This window comes from Bradyrhizobium sp. PSBB068, assembly GCA_016839165.1.
Lineage (GTDB): Bacteria > Pseudomonadota > Alphaproteobacteria > Rhizobiales > Xanthobacteraceae > Bradyrhizobium.
Genome location: CP069300.1, coordinates 1,283,585 through 1,309,339, shown reverse-complemented (window position 1 = coordinate 1,309,339; position 25,755 = coordinate 1,283,585). Strand labels below are relative to the sequence as shown.

The 25,755-nt window shown below is 64.9% G+C and carries 26 protein-coding genes; 7 read left to right on the top strand and 19 right to left on the bottom strand.

Annotation, left to right across the window (positions count from 1 at the left end):
• Position 1 precedes the first annotated feature (1 nt).
• The 4 genes from JQ507_06215 to JQ507_06200 all read right to left on the bottom strand — a co-directional run bounded on the left by JQ507_06215 (position 2) and on the right by JQ507_06200 (position 2,632).
• Positions 2–259: a hypothetical protein gene (locus tag JQ507_06215; GenBank protein QRI71096.1), complete on the bottom strand. Its 258-nt coding sequence runs from the start codon at positions 257–259 to the stop codon at positions 2–4.
• Positions 260–635: 376 nt separating this feature from the next.
• Positions 636–1,028: a hypothetical protein gene (locus tag JQ507_06210; GenBank protein QRI73212.1), complete on the bottom strand. Its 393-nt coding sequence runs from the start codon at positions 1,026–1,028 to the stop codon at positions 636–638.
• 117 nt (positions 1,029–1,145) lie between these two features.
• Positions 1,146–1,892: a trypsin-like peptidase domain-containing protein gene (locus tag JQ507_06205; protein ID QRI73211.1), complete on the bottom strand. Its 747-nt coding sequence runs from the start codon at positions 1,890–1,892 to the stop codon at positions 1,146–1,148.
• Between the two features lie 404 nt (positions 1,893–2,296).
• The gene (locus tag JQ507_06200) at positions 2,297–2,632 is read right to left on the bottom strand and encodes a GYD domain-containing protein (protein QRI71095.1); all 336 of its coding nucleotides are present in this window, start codon (positions 2,630–2,632) and stop codon (positions 2,297–2,299) included.
• Positions 2,633–3,025: 393 nt separating this feature from the next.
• Here JQ507_06200 and JQ507_06195 point away from each other — a divergent pair, with 393 nt between their 5' ends.
• Positions 3,026–3,976: an aldo/keto reductase gene (locus JQ507_06195; protein QRI71094.1), complete on the top strand. Its 951-nt coding sequence runs from the start codon at positions 3,026–3,028 to the stop codon at positions 3,974–3,976.
• Between the two features lie 116 nt (positions 3,977–4,092).
• On the opposite strand, the gene htpX is transcribed toward JQ507_06195, so the two are convergent.
• Positions 4,093–5,025: a zinc metalloprotease HtpX gene (gene htpX, locus JQ507_06190; protein QRI71093.1), complete on the bottom strand. Its 933-nt coding sequence runs from the start codon at positions 5,023–5,025 to the stop codon at positions 4,093–4,095.
• Between the two features lie 245 nt (positions 5,026–5,270).
• Positions 5,271–6,926 (bottom strand): response regulator, encoded by a 1,656-nt coding sequence (locus tag JQ507_06185; GenBank protein ID QRI71092.1) that lies wholly within the window; start codon positions 6,924–6,926, stop codon positions 5,271–5,273.
• Positions 6,927–7,261: 335 nt separating this feature from the next.
• Here JQ507_06185 and JQ507_06180 point away from each other — a divergent pair, with 335 nt between their 5' ends.
• The 4 genes from JQ507_06180 to JQ507_06165 all read left to right on the top strand — a co-directional run bounded on the left by JQ507_06180 (position 7,262) and on the right by JQ507_06165 (position 11,456).
• Positions 7,262–8,470: a lytic murein transglycosylase gene (locus JQ507_06180; protein QRI73210.1), complete on the top strand. Its 1,209-nt coding sequence runs from the start codon at positions 7,262–7,264 to the stop codon at positions 8,468–8,470.
• Between the two features lie 354 nt (positions 8,471–8,824).
• The gene (locus JQ507_06175) at positions 8,825–9,328 is read left to right on the top strand and encodes a DUF1993 domain-containing protein (GenBank protein QRI71091.1); all 504 of its coding nucleotides are present in this window, start codon (positions 8,825–8,827) and stop codon (positions 9,326–9,328) included.
• 88 nt (positions 9,329–9,416) lie between these two features.
• The gene (locus JQ507_06170; protein QRI71090.1) at positions 9,417–10,277 is read left to right on the top strand and encodes an SDR family oxidoreductase; all 861 of its coding nucleotides are present in this window, start codon (positions 9,417–9,419) and stop codon (positions 10,275–10,277) included.
• Positions 10,278–10,352: 75 nt separating this feature from the next.
• Positions 10,353–11,456: an alkene reductase gene (locus JQ507_06165; GenBank protein ID QRI71089.1), complete on the top strand. Its 1,104-nt coding sequence runs from the start codon at positions 10,353–10,355 to the stop codon at positions 11,454–11,456.
• 228 nt (positions 11,457–11,684) lie between these two features.
• On the opposite strand, the gene JQ507_06160 is transcribed toward JQ507_06165, so the two are convergent.
• A complete protein-coding gene (locus JQ507_06160) occupies positions 11,685–12,113 on the bottom strand; it encodes a MarR family transcriptional regulator (GenBank protein ID QRI73209.1) in 429 nt (142 codons plus the stop codon).
• A gap of 118 nt (positions 12,114–12,231) precedes the next feature.
• Between JQ507_06160 and JQ507_06155 the strand changes: the two genes are divergently transcribed.
• Together JQ507_06155 and JQ507_06150 are read left to right on the top strand one after the other, a co-directional pair.
• Complete coding sequence (locus tag JQ507_06155) at positions 12,232–13,401, top strand: FAD-dependent monooxygenase (GenBank protein ID QRI71088.1); 1,170 nt, start codon at positions 12,232–12,234, stop codon at positions 13,399–13,401.
• A 63-nt stretch (positions 13,402–13,464) separates the two neighbouring features.
• Positions 13,465–14,277, top strand: coding sequence for a tetratricopeptide repeat protein (locus tag JQ507_06150; GenBank protein QRI71087.1), 813 nt, complete (start codon positions 13,465–13,467; stop codon positions 14,275–14,277).
• Here JQ507_06150 and JQ507_06145 read toward each other — a convergent pair.
• From JQ507_06145 to JQ507_06090, 12 genes are all read right to left on the bottom strand, one after another.
• Positions 14,266–14,976, bottom strand: coding sequence for a hypothetical protein (locus tag JQ507_06145; GenBank protein ID QRI71086.1), 711 nt, complete (start codon positions 14,974–14,976; stop codon positions 14,266–14,268). The genes JQ507_06150 and JQ507_06145 overlap by 12 nt on opposite strands.
• Before the next feature lie 184 nt (positions 14,977–15,160).
• Positions 15,161–16,903: a carbohydrate ABC transporter substrate-binding protein gene (locus tag JQ507_06140; GenBank protein QRI73208.1), complete on the bottom strand. Its 1,743-nt coding sequence runs from the start codon at positions 16,901–16,903 to the stop codon at positions 15,161–15,163.
• Positions 16,904–17,012: 109 nt separating this feature from the next.
• Complete coding sequence (locus tag JQ507_06135) at positions 17,013–17,339, bottom strand: DUF2160 domain-containing protein (protein ID QRI71085.1); 327 nt, start codon at positions 17,337–17,339, stop codon at positions 17,013–17,015.
• 184 nt (positions 17,340–17,523) lie between these two features.
• Positions 17,524–18,330 (bottom strand): carbohydrate ABC transporter permease, encoded by an 807-nt coding sequence (locus JQ507_06130; protein ID QRI71084.1) that lies wholly within the window; start codon positions 18,328–18,330, stop codon positions 17,524–17,526.
• A complete protein-coding gene (locus tag JQ507_06125; GenBank protein ID QRI71083.1) occupies positions 18,330–19,232 on the bottom strand; it encodes a sugar ABC transporter permease in 903 nt (300 codons plus the stop codon). The genes JQ507_06130 and JQ507_06125 overlap by 1 nt, the downstream gene beginning before the upstream one ends.
• On the bottom strand, positions 19,232–20,317 hold the full coding sequence (locus JQ507_06120; protein ID QRI71082.1) for an ABC transporter ATP-binding protein: 1,086 nt from the start codon (positions 20,315–20,317) through the stop codon (positions 19,232–19,234). Before JQ507_06120 ends, JQ507_06125 begins: the two co-directional genes overlap by 1 nt.
• A gap of 12 nt (positions 20,318–20,329) precedes the next feature.
• Positions 20,330–21,418, bottom strand: coding sequence for an ABC transporter ATP-binding protein (locus JQ507_06115; GenBank protein ID QRI71081.1), 1,089 nt, complete (start codon positions 21,416–21,418; stop codon positions 20,330–20,332).
• Positions 21,415–22,959 (bottom strand): glycerol-3-phosphate dehydrogenase, encoded by a 1,545-nt coding sequence (gene glpD / locus JQ507_06110; GenBank protein QRI71080.1) that lies wholly within the window; start codon positions 22,957–22,959, stop codon positions 21,415–21,417. Before glpD ends, JQ507_06115 begins: the two co-directional genes overlap by 4 nt.
• Positions 22,960–23,263: 304 nt before the next feature.
• Positions 23,264–24,097 (bottom strand): DeoR/GlpR transcriptional regulator, encoded by an 834-nt coding sequence (locus JQ507_06105; protein QRI71079.1) that lies wholly within the window; start codon positions 24,095–24,097, stop codon positions 23,264–23,266.
• A gap of 158 nt (positions 24,098–24,255) precedes the next feature.
• On the bottom strand, positions 24,256–24,930 hold the full coding sequence (locus JQ507_06100) for an HAD-IA family hydrolase (GenBank protein ID QRI71078.1): 675 nt from the start codon (positions 24,928–24,930) through the stop codon (positions 24,256–24,258).
• Between the two features lie 81 nt (positions 24,931–25,011).
• Complete coding sequence (locus JQ507_06095) at positions 25,012–25,206, bottom strand: hypothetical protein (protein ID QRI71077.1); 195 nt, start codon at positions 25,204–25,206, stop codon at positions 25,012–25,014.
• Between the two features lie 164 nt (positions 25,207–25,370).
• On the bottom strand, positions 25,371–25,724 hold the full coding sequence (locus JQ507_06090) for an acyl-CoA thioesterase (protein QRI73207.1): 354 nt from the start codon (positions 25,722–25,724) through the stop codon (positions 25,371–25,373).
• Positions 25,725–25,755: the final 31 nt, after the last annotated feature.

Below are 25,755 nucleotides of genomic sequence, written 5' to 3'. Positions count from 1 at the left end.
TTCAATCCACTGCGGCAAAGGCCTTGCACCAGCCGTCCTTGCTGATCGCACCCTCGACCACCTTACAGCCGTCGGGCGCGACGAACAGCGTGCACGAGCCACAGGAGTAGATGCCGTTCGGCGTGTCCTGATATTCGGCCTGCAGTTTTGTCATCCTGTCGGAGGCGGAAGCGGTTCGCAGCAGGAGCGCGGCGGGAAGTACCGCGATGGCAGCGCGAACGAAAGTGCGGCGCGAAGGTCCGCGTTGCTGTTTGGCCATGGTGTTCACCCCATGCGTCGTTCCGGCGAAGGCCGGGACCCATACTCCGTGACTGACATTGTAGGCGAGACTCGTGATTCCAACATCGCACAACAAGTAGCATTGGTGGTTATGGGTCCCCTGCGCAATTGCGCACCAGGCCGGAACGACACCGAATTTGTCGCGCAGTCGGTGAGACACACATCAGCATTGATTGACAGGCCTTGCTGAGTTGCCCGTCGGCGCAACTTGTTTCACCCCTTCCCGTCATTTCCGGGGCTCGCGAAGCGAGAACCCGGAATCCATCGAGCCCCAAGGGATTGTGGGTAAATGGATTCCGGGCTCGTGCTTCGCACGCCCCGGAATGACGAGAGGATGGACGCGTGGTCGAAGCCGCTCAGGGTTTCTTCAGATTGAGCGAGAAGCGCAGGTTGAGCGGCTGCAGCATTTCGGGCGGTGGTGCCTCGCCGACATTGCCGCGCTTCAGGATGGTACGCAGGTCCTCGGTCGCGCCGGCGTCATTGAACGCGGGAAAGGTGACGCGCTCGACGGTGCCGTCCGGGTTGAGCCAGGCACGGACCACGAGCGTTGGCGGCGGTCCGTTCTCTTTGCCGGAATTCTCGATGACCCAGTTGCGGAAGCGATTGGCGACCGTCTCGTCGGCCGCGACCCACTCTTCGAACCGGTATTTGACCAGCTTGGCAAATTGCGCCCAGGACGGCGGCGCCTGTTCGGGATTGCGAAAGTCGAGGTTCTGGGCACGGCTCGGCGCTGGGGAAAGGATCAGCAGGCCGAACGAGAGCACAAGCGTGCCCCGCAAGATGAGCATGGTTCTGGACAAGGGTTGACCGCAGGCAGCAGGCTGACAGGACGACGCGCAAGCATCGATCCGGGAGCAACTAGTCGGTCATTGTTGCAGGCATGTGACGCGCGCCGAGATGCTGGCGGCGCGATGCGCCCGCGAGGCGGTGCCGCTCATCTGCGGCCGGTCGTCTTCCTGGACGCGGATGCCATGCGCGGAAAGAAAGGATTTGGCGTGCGCCGCATCGACCGCCAGCACACGATCGATCGTGGTCCGCCGGCTGACCACACCCTCCACTAGGCCACGGGAATCCAGCACCGGCGCACCGCTGGTGCCGAAGGTGACATTGGAGCGCAGCACGAGATGCGCGGGATCGTGCTGGGTGCTGTCGACGAACGCATTGCCGAGCGCGCCGCCATGCGCAAGCATCGGCTTCAGGCGATCATAGGCTTCGGCAAAGACCATATCGTTGGCCACCGACGCAGTTGCACGCGGGAATACCGCCGCAAGGCCCAGCGTGCGCGGGACCTTGATCAACGCGATGTCGGTGGTAGCCAGCGCCACCACGCGCGCCGCGACCGCGCGGCCCTCCTTGCTGACCACGATGCGGGCGCAGTCCGCGACCGCATGACGCGCGGTCAGCATGTGCCCGAGATCGTCGACAAAGAACGCGGTGCCGTCGAGCCGCTGGCTGACCGTCGGCGGAGCGGTGACGTCACGGGCCAGCGGCTTCGCCGCCTCCATCTGTCGCGCCGGTTGAAACAGGGAGAATGGCACCTGCGCCGCGGCCTCGCGCGGCGCCAAGCCGGTGAGCGTACAACCGATCACGATACTGCAGGCCAGCCGGATCATGCGGGCAGGCAGTTGCGCGCGCGCCGCCAATGCCGTGCGGCCTGAAATCAAAACCGAGTGATGCACCTTCAGACCCCAATTCCGCCCGACGTCGCCGCGCCAACCGCACGTCGGTAATTTCTGTACATACACCGCAGCCGATGCGTGCGCTACGGCATCGTCGTGAATCGGTGACGCGCGGCGAGCGAGGAGGCGGACGTCATGCGACGGCACAACCGGCCGGGGCTATGCGAGCCAGCATGCGCGCGCGACGTCCGCCTGAGCTAATGCCCATCCGTTGACGCGCCCCGGATCAGCGGCGCGCAACGGCCCCCGTCTCCGCGCGGGGCGCCGTGAAGCGCCGCCGCGCGAGAGTGACATCGGCCATCAGATCGATCTGCGCCGCGTTTGGTCGGTCGTCGCCGTCAGCTGCCCGGCGGCGAGTAGACTGCCTTGAGCTTGCTTGCGTGCTGACGCACCACCTTGATCTCGTCCGGGGTAAACAGCCGGACCAGCTTCACGTTCTGCATGGCGCCGGCCGCCACCACCACGCCGCTGATGGCAGGCGCGACGGTCGGATCCGGCACGTCGAAGATCACCATCACGCCGGGACCATCGACCGACGTGCTGTACATCGAAATCAACTTGCCTCCGCCCGCCTCGATCAGCTTCTTGGCGGCCTCGTATCGATTGGTCGCCGGGTTCTCCATGATGTTGTTGATCGCACGCGGCGTGTATTCCCCTGAGAAGCAGAAATGCATGGCAATTGCTCCATTTGGCTGGGAATGAAAAAGGCGTTCACTCGGGCGTCGCCCAGGCAGAAGAGGATTTCGTACTGAAATGAAGAAGAAAGGGCCTGCCGATGGCCATGGGCGCTGCCGCGCATTCTCCGGAGTTCGGCGTAACCGGTGGCAGCTCGCCGCACAATCTACATCAAGTGCACGACAAATGAAATCGCGTTCAGGTGCTGCGACGAAATCATTCGATGACGCGGACTGAGGGGCAGCGAGGTTGACCTGACGCACGCCCGATGTCTTCCAACTGATCCCTGCTGACTTCACCTCAGGTCGTTCAACCGGCACAGCGCCTTGCAAACAAGGCCGAACTGCCTCAGTCTCCTGGGCCTATCACCAAGAACAAGCGAAAGAACACTCATGAAGCATCGTCCGCTCGGCCGCTCCGGCCTCACCGTCCCTCCTCTTTGCTTCGGCTGCAACGTGTTCGGCTGGACGGTGGATGAGGCTTCATCCTTTCGCCTGCTCGACACCGTGCTCGATCAGGGGCTGACGTTCCTGGATACGGCCGACGTCTATTCGCGCTGGGTGCCGGGCCATCACGGCGGCGAGTCCGAGACAATCATCGGCAAGTGGATGAAGACGCGCGGCAACCGCGACCGCATCATTCTCGCCACCAAGGTCGGCATGGACATGGGAGGCGGCAATGTCGGGCTGAAGCCGGATTACATCGCCCGCGCGGTCGAGGACTCGCTGCGGCGGCTGCAGACCGACATCATCGATCTCTACCAGTCGCACAAGGACGACGAGACCACGCCGCAGGAGGAGACGCTCGCGGCCTATGACAAACTGATCAAGGCCGGCAAGATCAGGGCGATCGGCGCCTCGAACTTTTCGGCAGAGCGGCTCAAGAGCGCGCTGGATATTGCCAAAGCGAACGGGCTGCCCCGCTATGAGAGCATGCAGCCCGAATACAGCCTGGCGGAACGATCGAGCTATGAAGGCGCGCTGCAACGCGTCTGCGTGGAGAACGACGTCGGCGTGATCACGTTCTTCTCGCTGGCCGCGGGATTCCTGACCGGCAAATATCGCTCGGAGGCCGACTTCGCCAAGAGCCCGCGCGGCGCGCGCAGCGTTCCAAGGTACATGAACCCGCGTGGCATGCGCATCCTCGCCACTCTCGACGAGGTCGCCGCGGAACAGCGCGCCGAGCCGGCCGCGGTCGCGCTCGCCTGGCTGATGGCGAAGCCCGGCATCACCGCGCCGATCGCCAGCGCCACCAAGCCCGAGCAGGTCGCAACGCTGGTCGCGGCGGCGAAGCTCGAGCTGAGCAAGGACCAGGTCTCACGGCTGGATGCCGCGAGCGCGTAACGGCGGGATGAATTTTAGTTGAATCGCTCTGGCGACGAACTCGCTGCGCCTCCCCCGCAAGCGGGAGAGGGACGCACCGCCTTCGCGGCCGCTGTTCAACCTGATCCTATGTTGCTCTAACCCCACGGCCCGCGCTGGCCTGAGGCACCGCCCCACGGGCTGCGCGGCGGATAGGTCGCGCCGGCCGGACGCGGTGCGGTCTGGGTGCCGAGCTCGGCGGCGAGCTGCTGCAGCGCGGCGATACGGTTGGCCGTCGAAGGATGGGTCGCGAACAGATTGTCGACGCCATGGCCCGACAGCGGGTTGATGATGAACATGTGCGCGGTGGCCGGATTGCGCTCCGCTTCCATGTTCGGCACGTGATGCGCCGAATTCTCGATCTTGGCGAGCGCGGACGCCAGCCACATCGGCTGCCCGACGATGCGCGCGCCATAATTGTCAGCGGCGTATTCGCGGGTGCGGCTGATCGCCATCTGCACCAGCATGGCGCCGAGCGGCGCCAGGATCATCATCGCGATCGAGCCTATGATGCCGGGGCCGTTGTTGTTGCGGTTGCCGCCGAAGAACATGCCGAACTGCGCCAGCATCGAGATCGCGCCGGCGATCGTCGCCGTGATCGTCATGGTCAGCGTGTCGTGATGCTTGATATGCGCGAGCTCGTGCGCGATCACGCCGGCGAGCTCCTCGCGGCTGAGTTGCTGCATCAACCCCGTCGTGACGGCAACCGCCGCGTTCTCCGGATTGCGGCCGGTCGCAAACGCATTGGGCTGTGCCTCGTCCATCACGAACACCCGCGGCATCGGCAGGCTCGCGCGCTGCGCCAGCTCGGCGACCAGATTGTGGAGATCGGGCGCACTGCGCGCATCGACCTGATGGGCGCCGTACATCGACAGCACCATGCGATCGGAATTCCAGTAGGTGAACAGATTTGTCGCAGCCGCGACGACCAGCGCGATCACGGCGCCGGTGCCGCCGCCGATCAGATAGCCGACGCCCATGAACAGCGCGGTGAGGCCGGCAAGCAGAAGCGCGGTGCGAAAATAGTTCATCGTGGTTCCCGGGCGGCAGCGGAATGCTGCCACAACCGACGCCGCTCAGGTAGGGATTTTACCGCTGAAACCGCAAGGGGACGTCGTGCGTCGCAGCGACGCGGCGCGGATTAACGATTGGTCATGTGCGGCGATCCGTGACCCGAATGACGCGCAGCACAATCCGGGACTATCTCACAGCGGACAGATTGCGCCGGATTACGCTTCGCTTCAGCCGGGCTTCACGCCTGCTGCGAATCTCACGCCTACTCTGCCGGCTCCTGCGCGTGCCGCGCCTCCTTCTCGCGCAGCGCGACCCGCAGCATGCGGGCGAGCTGGGCCCGGCTGTAGGGCTTTCCGAGGAACAGGATGCCCTGCTCGAGCTTGCCGTCCTGGTCGATGGCGTTCTCAGTGTAGCCCGACGTGAACAGCACGCGCAGGCCGGGCCGCCGCTTCTCGGCCTCGGTGGCGAGGTCGCGCCCGTTCATCGCACCGGGCATGATGACGTCGGTGAACAGGAGGTCGACCGGCGCGCCGCTGTCGAGCACGGCCAACGCTTCCGGGCCATTCTTTGCCGACAGCGTGGTGTAACCGAGGCTCTCGATCTGGGTCAGCACGTAGGAGCGCACCAGCTTGTCGTCCTCGACCACCAGCACGATCTCCTGCGCGCCGCGCATCTCCGGCTGCCGCCGCTCGGGCGGCGCCGCGGCCGCCGCGACCGCCGCCGCACGCGGCAGGAACAGCATGACCTTGGTGCCGCGGCCGAGCTCGCTGTCGAGCACGATGTGGCCGTTGGATTGCTTGACGAAGCCGTAGACCATGCTCAAGCCCAGGCCGGTGCCCTTGCCGACGTCCTTGGTGGTGAAGAACGGCTCGAACACTTTTGCCAGATCGGCTTCCGCGATGCCCTGACCGTTGTCGATCAACGCGATCACGACATAGACGCCGGCGGCAAGCCCGTCATGGCCGTGCACGTCGGACGGCTTGAGCTCGGCGGTGCGGGTCTCGATCGTGAGCCGTCCGCCCTTCGGCATCGCGTCGCGCGCGTTCAGCGCGAGATTGATGATCGCGGTGACGAGCTGGTTGGCATCGACCAGCGCGTGCGGCAGATCGGGCATCGGGCGGAAATCGATATCGACATGGTCGCCGATGGTCGGTCGCAGCAGCTCGATGGTGTCGACCATCAGCGCGTTGACGTCGACGTCGCTCGGCTGCAGCGGCTGCTTGCGCGCAAACGCCAGCAGGTGTCGCGTCAGCGATGCGCCGCGCTCGGCGGCGTCGCGGATCAATCCGGTGATCTCGGTGAGCTGGCGGTTGTGGGTGACCGCCTCGGCGAGGATGTCGATGGTGCCGGTGATGACGGTGAGGATGTTGTTGAAGTCGTGCGCGATGCCGCCGGTGAGCTGGCCGACGGCTTCCATCTTCTGTGCCTGGCGGATCGTGCTCTCGTTGGCCTCCGCCTCGCGGAAACGCTCGAGAAGGAATTCCGAGCGCTGGCGCTGGCGTCCTTCCTCCGCGAGCGCGACATGCGCCTCGCGCAGCTGCGCCTCGGTCGGGATCGCCAGGATCCGCGGGATCAGCGGCCACAGCAGTACCGCGGTGACGATCGAGGCGATCGCGGTCAGCGCCTTGACCAGGCCTTCGAGGCCGTAGATCGGCACCCACAACGTATAGATCGAGAATACATGCGTGAGGCCGCAGGCGAGGATGAAGGCGGCGAACGGCCAGGCCATCCAGCCAAACTGGATGTCGCGCCGCTTGGAGACGAGGATCGCGAGCGCAAACGGGATCGAGAAATACGAAGCGGCAATGATGGCGTCTGAAATCACGTGGAGCCAGATCAGCTCCGGTTCCCACAACAGGCAGATGCCGTGTGGCGAAAACGTCGACGAATCCAACAGACGCTCGAGAAAACTCCACATGGGTCCCTCCGGGCGTGATCGATCCGCCGACACCCCTGCCCGCGAATCACTTCGCCCAATCATAGCGGCGACCGTCCAGGCTGCCGAAGCCCAAATGGCCCGGGAGCGGCCTCCCCGTTGTTGCCTGGTGTTGCCCTGGTGTATGCAGTTTGGGCCACTTCCCCCTTTTTCAGCCGGTGACATCGATGCCAGCATGCCCACTCCGCGCCCCGATCAGGATCGCAGCGATCGCGGGAGCGCTGGCACTCTCCTCACTCGTCTCGTCCCTTGCCTCGGCGCAGCAGCCGCTGTCCAACCCCGCGGGTCCGGGCCCGTCCAGGGCGCGCCCGGCCACCGTGGCGCAGCCCCGCGCTGCGTCCTGCCACAATGGGCAGAGCTTCGATCGCTTCCTCACCGAACTGAAGCAGAAGGCGGTCGCCGCCGGCGTCTCGCAGCGCACGATCGCCGAGGCCGCGCCCTATCTGGTTTACGACCAGGGCATCGTCAACCGCGACCGCGGCCAGCGCGTGTTCGGCCAGATATTCACCCAGTTCGCCGGCCGCATGGCCGCGAACTACCGCATGCAGCAGGGCCAGCAATACATCCGGACCTATGCGGCCGCGTTCGCCCGCGCCGAGAAGGAGTATGGCGTGCCGCCGGCTGTCATCGCCGCGTTCTGGGGACTGGAGAGCGATTTCGGCGTCCAGATGGGCAATCTGCCGACGCTGAAATCGCTGGTGTCGCTGGCCTATGATTGCCGGCGCTCCGAGATGTTCCAGGGCGAGACCATCGCGGCGCTCAAGATCATCGAGCGCGGCGATCTGACGCCCGACGAGATGATCGGCTCGTGGGCCGGCGAACTCGGCCAGACGCAATTCCTGCCGACGCATTACTTCAACTACGCGGTCGACTATGACGGCGACGGCCACCGCAATCTGCTCGCCAGCGGCCCCGACGTGATCGGCTCGACGGCAAACTATATCGCCAATGGATTGAAGTGGCGGCGCGGCGAGCCGTGGCTGCAGGAGGTGCGCGTGCCGCAGGCCGCCAATTTCCCGTGGGATCAGGCCGACCTTACGATCAAGCTGCCGCGCTCGAAATGGGTTGCGCTCGGCGTCACCTCGACCGACGGCAAGCCGCTACCGAGCGACGAATTGCCGGCCTCGCTTCTGCTGCCGATGGGCCGGATGGGTCCGGCATTCCTGGCCTATCCGAACTTCGCCGCCTATACCGAGTGGAACAACTCGCTGATCTATTCGACCACTGCGGGCTATCTCGCCAGCCGCATCGCGGGCGCGCCGCCGATGCAACGGCCGCACGCGCCGGTCGCGCAGTTGCCGTTCGGCGAGATCAAGGAGCTGCAATCGCTGCTGGCGCGCGCCGGCTACGACGTCGGCAAGATCGACGGTGTGCTCGGCCAGGCGAGCCGCAGCGCGGTGAAGGCGATGCAGATGAAATACGGCCTGCCGGCGGATTCCTGGCCGACCGCGGAGCTGCTGGCGCGGATGCGTGGCGGCGGCCGCACGCAGCCGGCTGCGGATGCCGCAGTGCCGGGGGCGCGGTAGACGTCGGCATATCGTCCGGAATCGCTAGTCTAGCTCTCAGCCCATCATCGCTGAGGTGCGAGCCTTGCGGCGCAATTGCGCCGCTGGGCGAGCCTCGTAGGATGAATCGGCCACCGGCCGGGCCGTGCATCCTTCGAGACGCGCGGAGCCTGTCAGCGGGGCCGCGCTTCGCGCGGCCCCGCTGGCGCTCCTCCAGCGACAATGGCTACGCCATTGCGCTGGGATGACGGGAAAACAAAGAATATTTGACCGCCTGTTACAGCCCTCCGCAGTTGTATTCTTCCAACTGCGGCCCCATTTGCAGCATCGCCGTTCGGTAACATCCGGACTTTTATCAGCACCAGGGAGCATCCCATGTCCTTTTATGACGCCATCGTCCCCGCATATTTGCAGATTCTCAACAGCCTCACCGGCGAGTTGACCAAGGCCGAGGCGCATTGCGAGACGAAGAAGATCGCGCCCGAGGTGCTGCTGGGATCGCGGCTCTATCCCGATATGCTGCCGCTGACCAAGCAGATTCAGCTAGTCTGCGACCACGCTGCACGCGGCTGCGCCCGGCTGACCCACAGCGATGTGCCGTCGACGCCCGACACCGAGAAGAGCATCAGTGAACTGAAGCAGCGGCTGGCCAAGACGATCGACTACGTGAAGTCGTTCAAACCGGAGCAGTTCGATGGCGCGGACGCAAGGGACGTCACCTTCCCGATCGGCGCCGAGCGCACCATGACCCTGAAGGGCCAGCAATTCCTCAGCGCATTCTCGTTCCCGAACTTCTATTTCCACGCCGTCACCGCGCACGGCATCCTGCGCCACAACGGCGTCGAGGTCGGCAAGCGCGATTTCCTCGGCGTCAGCTGACGCGATATTCCCCGCCGCGGGATTTTAGCCTCACGCTCCCAGCCGTGCTACTGCTCCCTGACAACAACAAGACTTCAGGGAGCACGCCATGTCGACCACAACCCACGCGCCGAGAGCCATCGATCCGTCAGCATCACTGCACGCCGAAGCGCTGGGGCTGGCGGAAAACCACCGCCGCCTCGCGGGCCGGCGCATCATCGTGGTCGGTGCCGGACAACGCACAACGGTCGATGAAGCACCGCCGATCGGCAACGGCCGTGCCATGAGCGTGCTGTTTGCGCGCGAGGGCGCTTCCGTAGCCTGCCTCGACGTCAACAAGGAAGCGGCTGACGACACAGTCGCACAGATCACCAGAGAGGGCGGCAAGGCCTTCACCGACGTGGTCGATGTCTCCGACGTCGCGGCGATCGCGCCCGCGGTCGAACGCTGCGCGCAAAAGCTCGGCGGGCTCGACGGGCTGGCGCTGAATGTCGGCATCTCCTCCGGCCTGTCGCTGCCCAAGATGACGGCGGAAGCCTGGGACCGCGACTACGCCGTCAACGTGCGCAGCCACATGCTGTTCGCGCAGAAGGCGCTGGAGCTGATGGCACCGGGGGGTGCGATCATCTTGATTTCGTCGATGGCAAGCCAGCGCGCCGGCGGCCGCAATCCGGCCTATGAATCCTCCAAGGCAGCGCAGATCGCGCTGGGCCGGGCGATCGCGCGGGCCGGCGAGGACAAGGGCATTCGCTGCAATGTGATCGCGCCTGGCTTCATGGATACGCCGATGGGCCGCGATGCCAGCCGAAGGCGGTCGGACCGCGCCGTGACAGTACCGTTCGGCCGCCAGGGCACCGGCTGGGAGGTCGCGTATACTGCATTGTTCCTGATTTCGAACGAATCCTCCTACGTGAACGCGCACACCCTGTTCCTCGATGCCGGTCACATGGGCGGAATCGTGCGTGGCTGATCTGCGGACGGGCCATTGCGCTCGTCGCCGCAATGCACAACTGTCCGTCATCCATCATTATCTGGAACATTTCACATGAGCCAATCGACCAAACTCCTCGAGCCCTACAAGCTTGGCGCGCTGACCCTGTCGAACCGCCTGGTAATGGCGCCGCTGACGCGCAACCGCGCGCCGGCGCCGAACTTCGCGCCGGGCCCGCTCGCGGTGGAGTATTACGGCCAGCGCGCGTCGGCCGGCCTCCTGATCACCGAAGCCAGCCAGGTCTCGCAGCAGGGCCAGGGCTATCAGGACACGCCCGGCATCTATTCCAAGGAGCAAGTCGAGGGCTGGCGCAAGGTCACCGATCGCGTGCATGAGCGCGGCGGCCGCATCTTCATCCAGCTCTGGCATGTCGGCCGCATCTCGCATGTGGCGCTACAGCCGAACGGCGGCGCACCGGTGGCGCCGAGCGCGATCCGCGCCAAGACCAAGACCTTCGTCAACGGCACCTTCGCCGATGTCTCCGAGCCGCGCGCGCTGGAGCTGTCGGAGATCCCCGGCATCATCGACGATTTCAAGCGCGCCACCGCAAACGCGATTGCCGCCGGCTTCGACGGCGTCGAAATCCACGGCGCCAACGGCTATCTGCTCGACCAGTTCGCCAAGGATGGCACCAACAAGCGTACCGACGCCTATGGCGGCTCGATCGAGAACCGCGCGAAGCTGATGCTTGAAGTGTCCAAGGCAGTGGTGGGCGAAGCTGGCGGAGACCGCACCGGCATCCGCATCTCGCCGGTGACCCCAGCCAACGATGTTTCCGACAGCAATCCGCAGCCGTTGTTCGACTATATCGTCGATCATCTCAATGCGCTGAAGCTGACCTATATCCACGTCATCGAAGGCGCGACCGGCGGCCCGCGCGACAACGCGCCGTTCGACTACGCCTCGCTGCGCAAGCGCTTCAAGCAAGCCTACATCGCCAACAACGGCTACGACTTCGCGCTGGCGGAGAAGGTGCTGGAGGCCGGCGCTGCCGACCTGATCGCGTTCGGCAAGCCGTTCATCTCCAATCCTGATCTCGTCGAGCGGCTCAAGGCCGGCGCTCCGCTGAACGAATGGGACAAGGCGACCTTCTACGGCGGCGGCGCCAAGGGCTACACGGATTACCCGACGCTGAAGGCAACCGAAGCGGCGGAGTAAGATCGGGCTTGGTCTACCTCGTCATTTCCCCGGTGCGCAATTGCGCACCTGAGGATGCGGCGCCAGGTGCAGACCCGGAATCCATTGATCCGCATCATGCGCGTTGGGATGGATTCCGGGCTCGCGCTTCGCAGGCCCCGGAATGACGAAAGAGATTGCTGCAATTGCGATTGAAAAGGGCTGGGATCGCTCCCGGCCTTTTCGTTGCGCGCCCGCACATCCGACTTCCTACGCATCGACAGCCTCACCACTCTCCACCTCCTCCGCCACCATCCGGTCGAGGTTGCGGTTGAGCCGCCGCAGCAGATCGAGCAGCGTTGCCGCCTCGACCGTGCTGAACCCGGCCAGCGCCTGATTCTGGTTGCGGTGGAGCGCCTTGCGCGCGGCCGGCAACTTGGCCCTGGCGGCCTTCGTCAACGAAACCAGCTGGCTGCGACCATCGCCCGGCATCGGCGTACGCTGAACCAGTCCGTCGCGCTCCATGCGCGCCAGAATCTGCGCCATCGACGGCTGCTCGACTTTCGCGGCGCGGGCGAGGTCGCGCTGTGACATCGCCTTGCCGTCGCGCAACAGATAGAGCACCGGCAACTGGCCGATGCTGAAGCCGTGCGGCTTCACCCGCCGCTCGCCGAGCCGCAGGAAGCTGCGCGAAGCCATGTTCACCAGCGGCGCGGGACGATCGAACAGGTCCCAATCGGTCACGATGCCACCATTTACATAGGTCCCTATTTATAGTAAATAGGTACCTATGTATCCTGATGTGAGCGTGGTGTCCATGAGTTCGAAGCCAATTCGCATTGCCGTCGTCGGTGCCGGCCCCGGAGGCCTGACGCTCGCCCGCCTGCTGCGTATCGCTGGCGTCACGACGACAGTGTTCGAGCGGGAGACATCGGCGACCGAACGTCCGCAAGGCGGCACGCTGGACCTGCACACCGAGAGCGGCCAGCTAGCGCTGGCGCGCGCCGGGCTCACCGACGCCTTCCTGCGCGTCGCCCGTTACGAGGACCAGGGCAGCCGGCTTTACGACAGCGACGGCCGGCTGCTGCTCGCGGACGACGACATGACCGGTGATCGTCCCGAGGTCGACCGCACCGCGCTCCGCGATCTCCTGCTGCAATCATTGCCGCCGGACGCCGTCCGCTGGGGTCATGGCCTGCGCGAGGTCACGCCACGCCATGACGGACGTTACGATCTCGTCTTCGACAGCGCGCGCGAGGGGCCGTTCGATCTCGTGATTGGCGCCGACGGCGCGTCGTCGCGGGTGCGCCCGCTGGTGTCGCGCTATCAGCCACAATATAGCGGGCTGACCTTCATCGAGTTCGGCATCGACGACGTCGATCAACGCTACCCGGCGCTGTCGCAGCTGGTCGGCCGCGGCAAGATGGGCGCGGAGGGCGCCGGCCGCAGCGTGATCGTCCAGCGCAACGGCAACGCCCATCTGCGCGGTTACGCGATCTTCCGCGTGCCGCTCGAATGGGCGGAACGGCGCTTCGACGTCACTTCGCCATCCGGCATGCGCCAGGCGCTGCTCGGCGAATTCGCCGGCTGGGCCGCCGCCCTGCTCGACCTGTTCCGTGCCAGCAGCGATCAGTTCGCGCTCCGGCCGATCCATGCGTTGCCAGTCGGGCATCATTGGACCAATCGGCCCGGTGTCACCTTGCTCGGCGACGCCGCGCATCTGATGTCGCCGTTCGGCGGCGAAGGCGTCAACGCTGCGATGCTGGATGCGGTGGAGTTGGCACGGCATCTGGTGGGTTCGCCGGATTGGCGCGAGGCGGTGCGCACCTATGAGGCCGAGATGTTCGCGCGCGTCGCCGGGCCCGCCGGTGAGGCCGCCGAAGCCGCCGCGACCGAGCTGTCGCATATCAGCCAGGAACTGACACTGGCACAGCACCATGCCCACATGCAGGTGCGCGCGGCGGCCGGACAATCCACGGCGCGATAGACGCTGGCCATGCCTTCCGACGCCGCATAGCATGGTCCGGCCTGAAGATGGTCACGTACGGAAATGAGCAAAGACAACGCCGAGGATATCGTTCGACGCGCCACCACGGCCTTCAATGCCGGCCGGCATGGCGAGGCGATCGTGCTCTGCGAGCGCGGCCTTGCACGCCAACCCGGCGAGCCGATGCTGAGCCACCTGCTGGCAGCCGTGCTGTTTGCGAAGGGCGAGATCGCGCCGGCCCGCAGCCATATCGAAGCCAGCCTGGCGCGGCGCCCCGACAATGCCGCGGCGCAGTTGCTCGCCGCCCGCCTCGCCCGCACCGGTGGCGAATTCGACGCGGCACTGGCGCATCTCGACCGCGCCATCGCGCTGAAGCCGCAGCGCGATGCATTCGTCGAGAAGGCCCGCACGCTGGAGCTGGCCGGCCGCAAGGCGCAGGCGCGCGAGGCCTGGGAGGCGATCCTGAAAGTCATCCCGGAGCATCAGGAGGCCAACGCGCGGCTCGGGCGGCTGGCCTGGGAGGATGGCGAATTGGCCAAGGCCACAAGCCTGCTTGCGTGCGCTACCGCGAGCCCGGCACCGGCCTCGGTGTGGTTCGATCTCGGCGTGGCACGGCAGGATATGCGCGACCATGACGGCGCTGCGAACGCCTATCGCAAGGCGCTCGAGATCAAGCCGGATTACGCCGAGGCGGCGCTCAATCTCGGTATCGCGCTGCAGGAGGACGGCAAGCCCGACGCCGCGATGCAGGCCTTCGCACGCGCCTACGGCCTGCGTCCGCAATTGTTCGGATCGATCGCGATGGCGCTGACCTCGGCCTCGCACGGACGCCTGTGGCTCGATGAGAGGGCCCTGCGGAACGCGCTAGCTGGTTAACCGCCCGCGCATGGCGCGGAAATGCTTGCGGTAGACATTGGGCGCAGCCAACACCTCGCCGACGACTTTCGCATAGGCTTCGCGATGCGCGTCGTCGAAGGGCTCAAACACCAGTTCGGGAGCCTCGCGCGGTACCGCAAAGCATTGCACGACCGGCGTCCCCTTCGGCAGCACACCGGCAAAATCAGACTCCGTCCAGACCGCGGGGAAATTGATCCCGCCGTCGTGAAACCGGTCGGCGTCGACGAGCCCCGAGATCGACCGGAACGGCAAGTCGTCGCGATTGACCGGATGTGTCGCGAACAGCGACCAGCCCGGTTCGAGCTCGATGGTCCAGAAGCTGTTGAACTTCAGCGCGGCCTGCCCGTTGGCGAACGGTGCGCCGGCGAACTGCGCAACGGGATGGAAGCTGAGCGGCGCGCGCGGATGGCCCTGCGTCGCAGGCTCCGGAATGTCCCAGTCCCAGGCGAATGCACCGCGCTCGACCCTGACATCGCAAGGCAGCGGGATCATGACCCCGTGGGCCATCGCATCGACGAAGGGCGGACATTGCTTGACCGTGCGGATGTCGCGGTCGTGGATGTCGGAATGTGCCTTTGCCGGCATCGCGCGCAGCCAATCGGGCAACGCAGTACGGGCCGGGAACGGCCGCGGCAGATGCTCGGCAAGCCGCGGATCGCAGCGGAAAATCATGCGCATGGTGAAACTCCGGGATCATGATGCGACGACGAGGAGACGCATGATGAGCTTCGTCGCGTCATTTGAGCACAATCCCGAAGGGCGCTCCACTCTTCCGGATAGAGGCGCCGATGATGCAAAAAGGCCGGGATCGCTCCCGGCCTTCGCAGGTTTCGTATCGCGTGGGCTGGTACGCCCTATCGCCTTACTTCGCTTCGGCGCGCTTGGGCGGGCTCGCCGGCCACGACTTGATCAGGGTGTCGTAGTCGATCGTTTCGCCCTTCGGCTTCTCGTTCGCGAGCTTGCGCTGCGGAGCGATGGTGCCGTCCTTCTCGGCCTTCTTGTACCAGTACTCGGCGGTTTCCTTCTTGTTCAGCTTCGGTCCGCAGGCGCCCTGCACACCGGACTTCTCAAGACGTTCCATCACCGAATCCTGGGCCGCGGCCAGCGCGTCCATCGCGGCTTGCGGCGTCTTCGCACCGGACGACGCATCGCCGATGTTCTGCCACCACAGCTGAGCGAGCTTCGGATAGTCAGGCACGTTGTTGCCGGTCGGGGTCCACTGCACGCGCGCGGGCGAGCGGTAGAACTCGATCAGGCCGCCGAGCTTCGGCGCACGCTCGGTGAACGACTTGTCCCAGATGTCGGATTCACGGATGAAGGTGAGACCGACATGGCTCTTCTTCAGGCTTGTCGTCTTGGAGACGATGAACTGCTGATAGAGCCAGGCCGCCTTGCGGCGATCGACCGGGGTCGACTTCAAGAGCGTGAGCGAACCCACGTCCTGGTAGCCGAGCTTCATGCCGTCCTTCCAGTACGAGCCGTGCGGCGACGGGGCCATACGCCACTTCGGCGTACCGTCCGCGTTCATCACGGCAATGCCCGGCTTCACCATGTCGGCGGTGAAGGCGGTGTACCAGAAGATCTGCTGGGCGATGTTGCCCTGCGAAGGCACCGGGCCCGACTCGGAGAAGGTCATGCCCTGTGCCTGCGGCGGAGCATACTTCTTCATCCAGTCGAGGTACTTGACGATCGAATAGACCGACGCCGGGCCGTTGACATCGCCGCCACGCTCGACCGACGAGCCGACCGGACGGCAGCCTTCCATGCGGATGCCCCATTCGTCGACCGGCAGGCCGTTCGGGAGACCCTTGTCGCCGTTGCCGGCCATCGACAGCCAGGCGTCGGTGAAACGCCAGCCGAGCGAGGGATCCTTCTTGCCATAGTCCATATGGCCGTAGACCTTGACGCCGTTGATCTCCTTGACGTCGTTGGTGAAGAACTCGGCGATATCTTCATAGGCCGACCAGTTCACGGGCACGCCGAGATCGTAGCCATACTTGGCCTTGAACTTGGCCTTGTATTCCGGGTTGGTGAACCAGTCATAGCGGAACCAATAGAGGTTCGCGAACTGCTGGTCGGGCAGCTGATAGAGGTGACCGTTCGGTGCCGTGGTGAACGACTTGCCGATGAAGTCGTCGATGTCGAGCATCGGATCGGTGACGTCCTTCGCCTCACCCTTCATCCATTCCGTCAGGTCGACCGCCTGGCCGTAACGGAAGTGGGTGCCGATGAAGTCGGAGTCGTTGATCCAGCCGTCATAGACGTTCTTGCCGGACTGCATCTGGGTCTGGATCTTCTCGACGACGTCACCTTCCTGGATGATGTCGTGCTTGACCTTGATGCCGGTGATCTCCTCGAACGCCTTGGCGAGCGTGCGGGATTCGTATTCGTGCACGGTCAGCGTTTCGGAGACGATGTTGATCTCCATGCCCTTGAAGGGGGCAGCGGCTTTGATGAACCACTGCATCTCCTTCATCTGGTCGTCCTTGGAGAGGGTCGACGGCTGGAATTCGCTGTCGATCCACTTCTTGGCGGCGGCCTCGTCGGCGCGGGCCGGCGCGGCAAGCGTGACCGATGCTGCGACGAGCGCGATCGCGCTGGTCATCGTCAAAAGTCTATCTTTAGTCATTGGTAAATGTCGCATGTGATTCCTCCGGTTGCAGCGACTAAATCCAGGCCCGGGTAGACCCCGGATCTGCTCTTTTTCGCGTTCTTCAGACGGTGCGAAAGATCACCACGGCTGAAAGAAGCGAAATTACCGTTCCGAGCCACAGGCTCGAAATCTCGACGCCCTCGCCGATCGGCAAGGTGAAAATCGGATCGGTGCCGACGAGGGCGATCCACAGCAAGTGGATCACCGCCGCCAGCACCAGCGAGACGAACAGGCGATCGCCGCGCGTGGTCGGAATCCGCAGCACGCCGACCCGCTCCGCTTCGGGATAGGCAGCCGCGAGCCAGGTCATGACGCCGAGCGTCGAGGCCAGCAGCACGAAGAAGACCGCGGTCGGCAGCGTCCAGGCCATCCATGCGATGGATTCCATAGCTCAAGTCCTCCCACGCGATACGGTGCGCCCCCTCTCCCATGGGGAGAGGGCTGGGGTGAGGGGGTACGGTCCATCGATCGAGACAAACCCCTCACCCGGATTTGCCGCTTCGCGCCAAATCCGACCTCTCCCCTTGGGAGAGGTGAAGCGCGAGATGGTGCCTGATTGCTTCATCATGACGCTAGACCCGGCCGAGCGCGAAACCGCGCGCGATGTAGTTGCGGACGAACCAGATCACGAGCGCGCCGGGGATGATGGTGAGCACACCGGCCGCGGCAAGCAGGCCCCAGTCCATGCCGGCGGCCGACACCGTGCGCGTCATGATCGCCGCGATCGGCTTGGCCTGCACCGAGGTCAGCGTGCGCGCCAACAGCAACTCGACCCAGGAGAACATGAAGCAGAAGAACGCGGCGACGCCGATCCCGCTCGCGATCAGCGGCACCAGGATCTTGATGAAGAAGCGCGGGAACGAATAGCCGTCGAGGAACGCGGTCTCGTCGATCTCGCGCGGCACGCCGGAAACGAAGCCTTCGAGGATCCATACCGCGAGCGGCACGTTGAAGATGCAGTGCGCGAGCGCGACCGCCCAAGGCGTATCGAACAGGCCGATCGCCGAATAGAGGTTGAAGAACGGCAGCGCATAGACCGCCGCCGGCGCCATGCGGTTCGACAGCAGCCAGAAGAACAAATGCTTGTCGCCGAGGAAGCGGTAGCGCGAGAACGCATAGGCCGCCGGCAGCGCCACCGCGATCGAGATCACGGTGTTGATGACGACATATTCCAGCGAATTGATGTAGCCGGAATACCAGCTCTCGTCGGTGAAGATGCGCCGGTAGTGCTGCAGCGTCGGCGTGTGCGGCCACAGCGTCATCGTCGAGACGATCTCGGCGTTGGTCTTGAAGCTCATGTTGACGAGCCAATAGATCGGCAACAGCAGGAAGATCAGGAACAGCGCCATGATCAGGCGGCGGCCGGGGATCGAGTGCATCACGCCGCTCCTTCCTTGACCGGCCGCTCGGTGCCGGCATTGGTCATCACGGTGTAGAACACCCAGCAAACGATCAGGATGATCAGATTGTAGACCAGCGACAGCGCCGCAGCCTTGCCGAGGTCGAACTGGCCGAGCGCGATCTTGACGAGCTCGATCGAGACGAAGGTCGTCGAGTTGCCGGGACCGCCGCCGGTGACCACGAACGGCTCGGTGTAGATCATGAAGCTGTCCATGAAGCGCAGCAGCACCGCGATCAGCAGCACGCGGTTCATCTTCGGCAGCTGGATCGCCTTGAATACCGCCCAGCGCGAGGCGCCGTCGATCTGCGCCGCCTGGTAATAGGCGTCGGGGATCGACTTCAGGCCGGCGTAGCACAGCAGCGCGACGAGGCTGGTCCAGTGCCAGACGTCCATCACGATGACGGTGACCCAGGCATCGATATCGTTGGCGACGTAGTTGTAGTTGAAGCCGAGGTGATTCAGCACATAGCCGAGCAGGCCGATATCGGGCCGGCCGAAGATCTGCCAGATCGTCCCGACTACGTTCCACGGAATCAGCAGCGGCAGCGCGAGGATGACGAGGCAGGCCGCGACGCTCCAGCCCTCGCGCGGCATCGACAGCGCGACGACGATGCCGAGCGGCACCTCGATCGCGAGGATCACGGCGGAGAAGAACAAATTGCGGCCGAGCGAGGCCAGGAAGCGACCGCCGAGATCGGTCGAGGGATCGAGCAGCTCCTTGAACCAGCCGACGCCGTTCCAGAAGAACTGGTTGTTACCGAAGGTGTCCTGCATCGAATAGTTCACGACCGTCATCAGCGGCAGCACTGCCGAGAACGCCACCACCAGGAACACCGGCAGCACCAGGAACCAGGCTTTTTGGTTGATCGTCTTGTCCATCAGGCGACCCCTTCCACCAAATGGCTGTCGGCATAGACGTGGACATAGGCGGGATTGAAAACGAGACCGGCGGTGTCGCCGGAGACCGAGAAGCCCGGCGGCACGCGCGCCGCAAGCTTGGTGTTGCCGACGCGCACGCGGGCGAACTGGATCCGGCCGAGATCGTCGATCCGCTCGATCGTGGCCGAGAGCAGCCCGGACGCCGGCGGAGCGACGTCCACGAATTCGGGCCGCACGCCGATCTCGATCTTCTTGCCGGCCGGCAGCACACCATAATTTCGATGCAGGCCGATGACATGGCCGTCGATCCGCGCCTCGTGGCCACTGACCTCGGCGGGCACGATGTTCATGCCGGGCGAGCCGATGAAATAGCCGACGAAGGTATGCGCCGGCTTGTCGAACAATTCGGCCGGCGTGCCGCTCTGCACCACGCGGCCGTCATGCATGACAACGACGGTGTCGGCGAATGTCAGCGCCTCGGTCTGGTCGTGGGTGACGTAGATCATCGTGAGGTCGAGCTCGCGATGCAACGCCTTCAGCTTGGAGCGCAATTGCCACTTCAGCTCGGGATCGATGACGGTGAGCGGCTCATCGAACAGCACGGCCGCGACGTCGGAACGCACCAGGCCGCGGCCGAGCGAGATCTTCTGCTTGGCGTCGGCGGTGAGGCGCGTCGCCTTGCGGTTCAGGTAAGGCGTGAGGTCGAGCAGGTCGGCGATCTGCCTGACCCGCGCATCGACTTCGGCCCTGGCGACGCCGCGGTTCTTCAGCGGGAACGCCAGGTTCTCACCCACCGTCATGGTGTCGTAGATCACCGGGAACTGGAACACCTGCGCGATGTTGCGCTTCTGCGTGGACAGCGGCGTGATGTCACGGCCGTCGAACAGAATCTGTCCGCGCGACGGCGTCACGATGCCGGAAATCAGATTGAGCAGCGTGGTCTTGCCGCAGCCGGACGGCCCGAGCAGCGCATAGGCTCCGCCCTGCCGCCAGGTCATGGTGACCGGCTTCAGCGCAAAGGATTCCAGCGGCGCGTCATTGCCGTTGTAGGACTGGGCGAGATCGACGAGGTCAATGCGGGCCATCAAGCATCTCCCTCACTTCGAGAAACTTGTTGCGGGTGAAGCGACGAGGCGATCGGCCGCGTCGAATACGAAGATGTTGTCGGGATCGAGCGCGGCGTCGAGCACCTGCCCGGGTTCGTATTCGTGCACGCCGTGCAGCACCGCGACCCAGTTGGAGTCGTGGACATGGACGTGCACGAAGCTTTCCGAGCCGGTGATCTCGGTCACCGTCACCGTGGCGGAGAACTTGTGGCGCCCGGCCGCGACGTTGCCGACGTCGAGTTGGTGCGCGCGGAAGCCGATCCGGTAGGCGCCGTCCGGGAGGTTGGCATAGAGGCCGGCCGCGGCCGCCTGTTCGCCGCCGGCATAGGTCACCCGGTCACCCTTCTTCTCGATGCCGATGATGTTGAGCGGCGGATCCGAGAACACCTGCGCGACGCGCAACGTGTCGGGATGACGGTAGACCTTCGGCGTTGCGCCGGTCTGCAGCGCCTGGCCTTCCCACATGCACACCGTGTCGCCGCCGAGCAGCAGCGCTTCCGACGGCTCGGTGGTGGCGTAGACGAAGATGGCGCCGGAGGCCTCGAAGATGCGCGGCAGTTCGGCACGCAGCTCCTCGCGCAGCTTGTAGTCGAGGTTGGCGAGCGGCTCGTCGAGCAGCACGAGGTCGGCGCCCTTGACCAGCGCGCGCGCGATCGCGGTGCGCTGCTGCTGGCCGCCGGAGAGCTGCAGTGGGGTACGCTTGAGGAAAGGCTCGAGCCGCAACAACGCGGCCGCCTCCGCCACCCGCTTCTCGATCTCGGCCTTCGGCTTGCCCTGCACCCGCAAGGGCGAAGCGATGTTCTCGTAGACCGTCAGCGAGGGATAATTGATGAACTGCTGATAGACCATCGCCACCGAGCGCTGCCGCACGTCGGCGCCGGTGACGTCCTTGCCGTCGACCAGCACACGGCCGGTGGCCGGCTTGTCGAGCCCGGCAAGCAGCCGCATGATCGAGGTCTTGCCCGACAGCGTCGGCCCGAGCAGCACGCTGAGCGTGCCACGCTCCAGCGTCAGCGAAACATCGCGGATGGTCGGAACGCCATCCACGGTTCGCGTGACGTTCTGCAGTGTAACGCTCATGCCCGTCCTCCCGCTTCGCGGAGGGGACGTTCACCGGACACGCGGTTGGCGGCCATCCACTCGTCGAGCGCGGCGATTTCACCCGCCGTCATCCGCAAGCCCAGCTTGGATCGTCGCCAGACGACATCTTCCGCAGTCCGAGCCCATTCGTTCGCCATCAGGTACCGGACTTCACTTTCCGTCAAGGTGGCGCCGAAGGCGCGGCCGAGATCTTCAGCCGATGCTGCATCGCCGAGCACCTTTGCGGCGCGCGTGCCGTAGGCATGCGCGAGACGGTTGGCATGGGATTGCGCGAGGAACGGATGGTTGCGAACCAGCTCGGCGGCGAGCGCTGCGACCGCGGAGACATCCATGTCGCCGCCGGGCAGCGGCGCCTTGCCGGTCCAGCCCTCCTGCGCTTTCGCGCCCTTGAGATAAGGCGCGAGCCGCTCCAGCGCCTCCTCGGACAGCCGGCGATAGGTCGTGATCTTGCCGCCATAGATCGACAGCAGCGGCGCACCGCCGGGCGTATCGAGCTCGAACACGTAGTCGCGGGTCGCGGCCTTGGCTTCGCTCGCCCCGTCGTCATAGAGCGGACGCACGCCGGAATAATCCCAGACCACGTCCTGAGGTTTCACCGGCTTTGCGAGGTATTCGCTCGCGGAGGCGCAGAGATACTCGATCTCCTCCTGCGTCGCCTTCACCTTGGCCGGATCGCCGTCATAGTCGCGATCGGTGGTGCCGATCAGCGAAAATTCGTTCTGATAGGGAATCACGAAGATGATGCGGCCGTCGGCATTCTGGAAGATGTAGGCGCGGTCGTGGTCATAGAGCTTGGGCACCACGATGTGCGAGCCCTGCACCAGGCGCACCTTGGCCCGCGCGTTGACGCCGGCGCCGGACGCCAGCACCTGCTCGACCCAGGGACCGCCGGCATTGACCAGCACGCGCGCTTGGATCGTCTCACGGGCGCCGCTGACGCTGTCCTCGACGGTGACATGCCAGACGCCGTCGACCTGCCGGGTCTCGACTGCGCGGGTGCGGGTGCGGATCTCGGCGCCGCGATCGGCGGCGTCGCGCGCGGTCAGCGCCACCAGCCGCGCGTCGTCGACGAAGCAGTCGGAATATTCAAAGCCCTTGGTGTAGCGGCCCGGGATCAGCGGCTTGCCGACCACATCGCGGGTCAGATCGAGCGAGCGCGTCGCCGGCAGCAGGTGCCGGCCGCCGATATGGTCGTAGAGGAAGAGGCCGAGCCGCAGCAGCCAGGCCGGGCGCAGGCCGGCGTGATGCGGCAGAACGAAACGCAGCGGACGAATGATGTGCGGCGCGATCTGCCAGAGGATCTCGCGCTCGATCAGCGCCTCGCGCACCAAACGAAACTCATAATATTCGAGATAGCGCAGGCCGCCATGCACGAGCTTGGTCGACCAGGACGACGTTCCGCTGGCCAAGTCATTCATTTCACAGAGGAAAACAGAATTGCCCCGGCCCGCCGCATCGCGCGCGATGCCGCAGCCATTAACGCCGCCTCCAATGATGGCGAGGTCGTAAATTCGATCCAAAGAACGCTTCCCCCGGCAACCGCCTTCGCTTTGACGGTTTTACTTTCGAATTAGAGTAGATCACAACCAAAAACGAAAGCAAAGCGAAAATGGGGAACTTTGGTTGGGGATTTTTTGGGCGGGATGACCGCTGCGGGGGCAGGCGGTCCACGAGCCACCGTCGCAAGCCGCGGTTTGGACCGTCACCCTGAGGCGTGAGCCTTGCGACGCAATTGCGCCGCTGGGCAAGCCTCGAAGGGTGCACGGCCCGGCTGGTGGCCGTCGATCCTTCGAGACGCGCGCAAAGGCGCGTAGGATTGAAGCGCTACGCGCTGCGCAGCGTCGCCGGTGCCGGTGCCGGGTCGGCGTTGTCGTCGATATCGGCTTGCGGCTTGTCCATCGCAACGACGACCTCGATCCCTCTGCTGTGACAGATGTTGGCGAGGCCCGCAGGCAAGGGCGAGTCGGTCACGAAGGTCTGGATCTGGCTCATATGCGCGATCCGCACCGGCGCGCTGCGGCGGAGTTTTGTCGCATCCGACACCAGCATCACGTTGCGTGCATTGGCGATGATCGCCTGCGCGACCTGCACCTCGCGATAGTCGAAGTCGAGCAGTGCGCCCTCCTCGTCGATTGCGGACGCGCCGATGATGGCGTAATCGACCTTGAACTGGCCGATCAACTGCGTCGCGGTCGAGCCGACCACCGCACCGTCGGCGCGGCGCACCGTGCCGCCTGCCACCACCACCTCGATGCGCGGATGACGGTACAGCAGCATCGCGACGTTGAGGTTGTTGGTGATGACCAGCAGATCCTCGTGCGAGGTCAGTGCGCTGGCGACTTCTTCGGTGGTGGTGCCGATATTGATGAATAGCGAGCAGCCGTTCGGAATCCGCGCGGCCGCGGCGGCGCCGATCGCCTTCTTCTCCTCGGCGGCGACGAAGCGGCGCGCCTCGTAGGCGAGGTTCTCGACGCCCGAGGCGATGATCGCACCGCCATGGATGCGGGTCAGCGACCGCTCATCGCAGAGATCGTTGAGGTCCTTGCGGATGGTCTGCGCCGACACCTCGAAGCGCTTGGCAAGGTCCTCGACCATGACCCGGCCGAATGCGCGTGCGATATTGAGGATTTCAGTCTGGCGATGAGAGAGTCCGGCCACGGCGGCCCCCTTGAACGGCAATTGGTTGGAGCATGATCATTTCGGAAAACCGGTTGCCACTTTTCCGGATCATGCTCTCGCCCATGGTGCGGCCGTTCGGCACCGAGGTCAACGAGCAAGCATCGCCGGGGTTAAGAACTGCGTTGCAGCATGCCGGTTTACCAAGTCATGGCCGACGCAACCAGGCGGATCAATTCCGGATCATCGAACGCCCGCGCGCTGGCGACGGCGCCGGCCGCCAGCAGATCGGCATGGCTGAGCCCGGTTCGCATCCCGATCGTCGCGATGCCCGCCGCCGTCGCGGACTGAATGCCGGAGCGCGAGTCCTCGAACGCCAGCGACGCGGATGCGGCCGCGCCGGCGAGGCGCAGCCCCTCGAGATACGGCAAGGGGTGCGGCTTGCCATGCTCCAGCTCGTCGCCGATCACGAGGGCCTTGAAACGGTGCGCGACGCCGAGTCCTGAGAGCAGCAATTCGGCGTTCGCGCGCGGCGCATTGGTCACCGCCACCATCGGCACGCCGGCGCGATCCGCCCGGTCGAGCAGCGCCATCAATCCCGGCACCGGCACGATCTGGCCGCTGACCAGCTCGCGGAAGATCCGCTCCTTCTCGCTGAGAATGCCGGCGCGGCGTTCAGGCGGCACGTGGGCGAGAAAGCGCTCGCCGATCGATGCGTTGGAGAAGCCTTGCAGCTCCCTGCCGAAGCGCGCGTGATCGAAGGAGTGTCCATGCGGGCCGAGCACCCGGTTGAACGCTGCCAGATGCAGCGGGTCGGTGTCGGCGAGCGTGCCGTCGATATCGAACAGCAGTGCTTTACCTTGTGTCTGCGACATCCGAAAAAACGTTTCCATGAGTTCGGATGCATCAATACAGACTCTCGCGGCGCACGCAAATGACGCACCGCACCGGCCGCGTCAGGAGGCCAGCTGCAGATCTTGCCCGGTGACAAGCCGTCGCGCGGCGCGCTCGGCCTCACGTGCATTGCGAAAAATCTGGCCTTCGAGGGCGCGGAAGCGGTGCGCGGCTGCAAAAAACTCGTAACCCTTGGTATCGCGCACCACGATACCCGCGATCTCTGAACTTACCTCGATGACGTAGCAGTCTGACATTATCGGCCTCGGTTTATTCCGGGCCGACAACGGGATCGCTGAACGTTTGTTCCTCGGTTTATTTGAGAACCGAAGCGCCGTTTTTGCAATCAGGCCGCGCTCCGGTCTCAGTTTCGACGCGTTCCCCCCGCGCCGAATCAGCAGCATGCTTGGCGCGAAAGCATTCAGGTCGAAATCGTCGCGCCGTCACGCTGAATCGGTTGCGGATGGCCCTGCTCGTCGATCGAGACGTAGGTGAAATTGCCGTCGGTGACCAGGATCGACTGCTGCTCACGGCGGCGCAGCACCCAGGCTTCGAGGTGCACCGTGATCGAGGTACGCCCGACGCGCACGAGATTGGCGTGCACCGAGACGAGATCGCCGACATAGACCGCCTTGCGGAAGTTCATCGCCTCGATCGCAACCGTCACCGTGCGGGACTTCGCCAGCTTGGAGGCGAACACGCCGCCGCCGACGTCCATCTGGCTGAGCAGCCAGCCACCGAAGATATCGCCATTGGCGTTGGTGTCGGCCGGCATCGCCAGCGTGCGGATGCAGAGATCTCCCTGC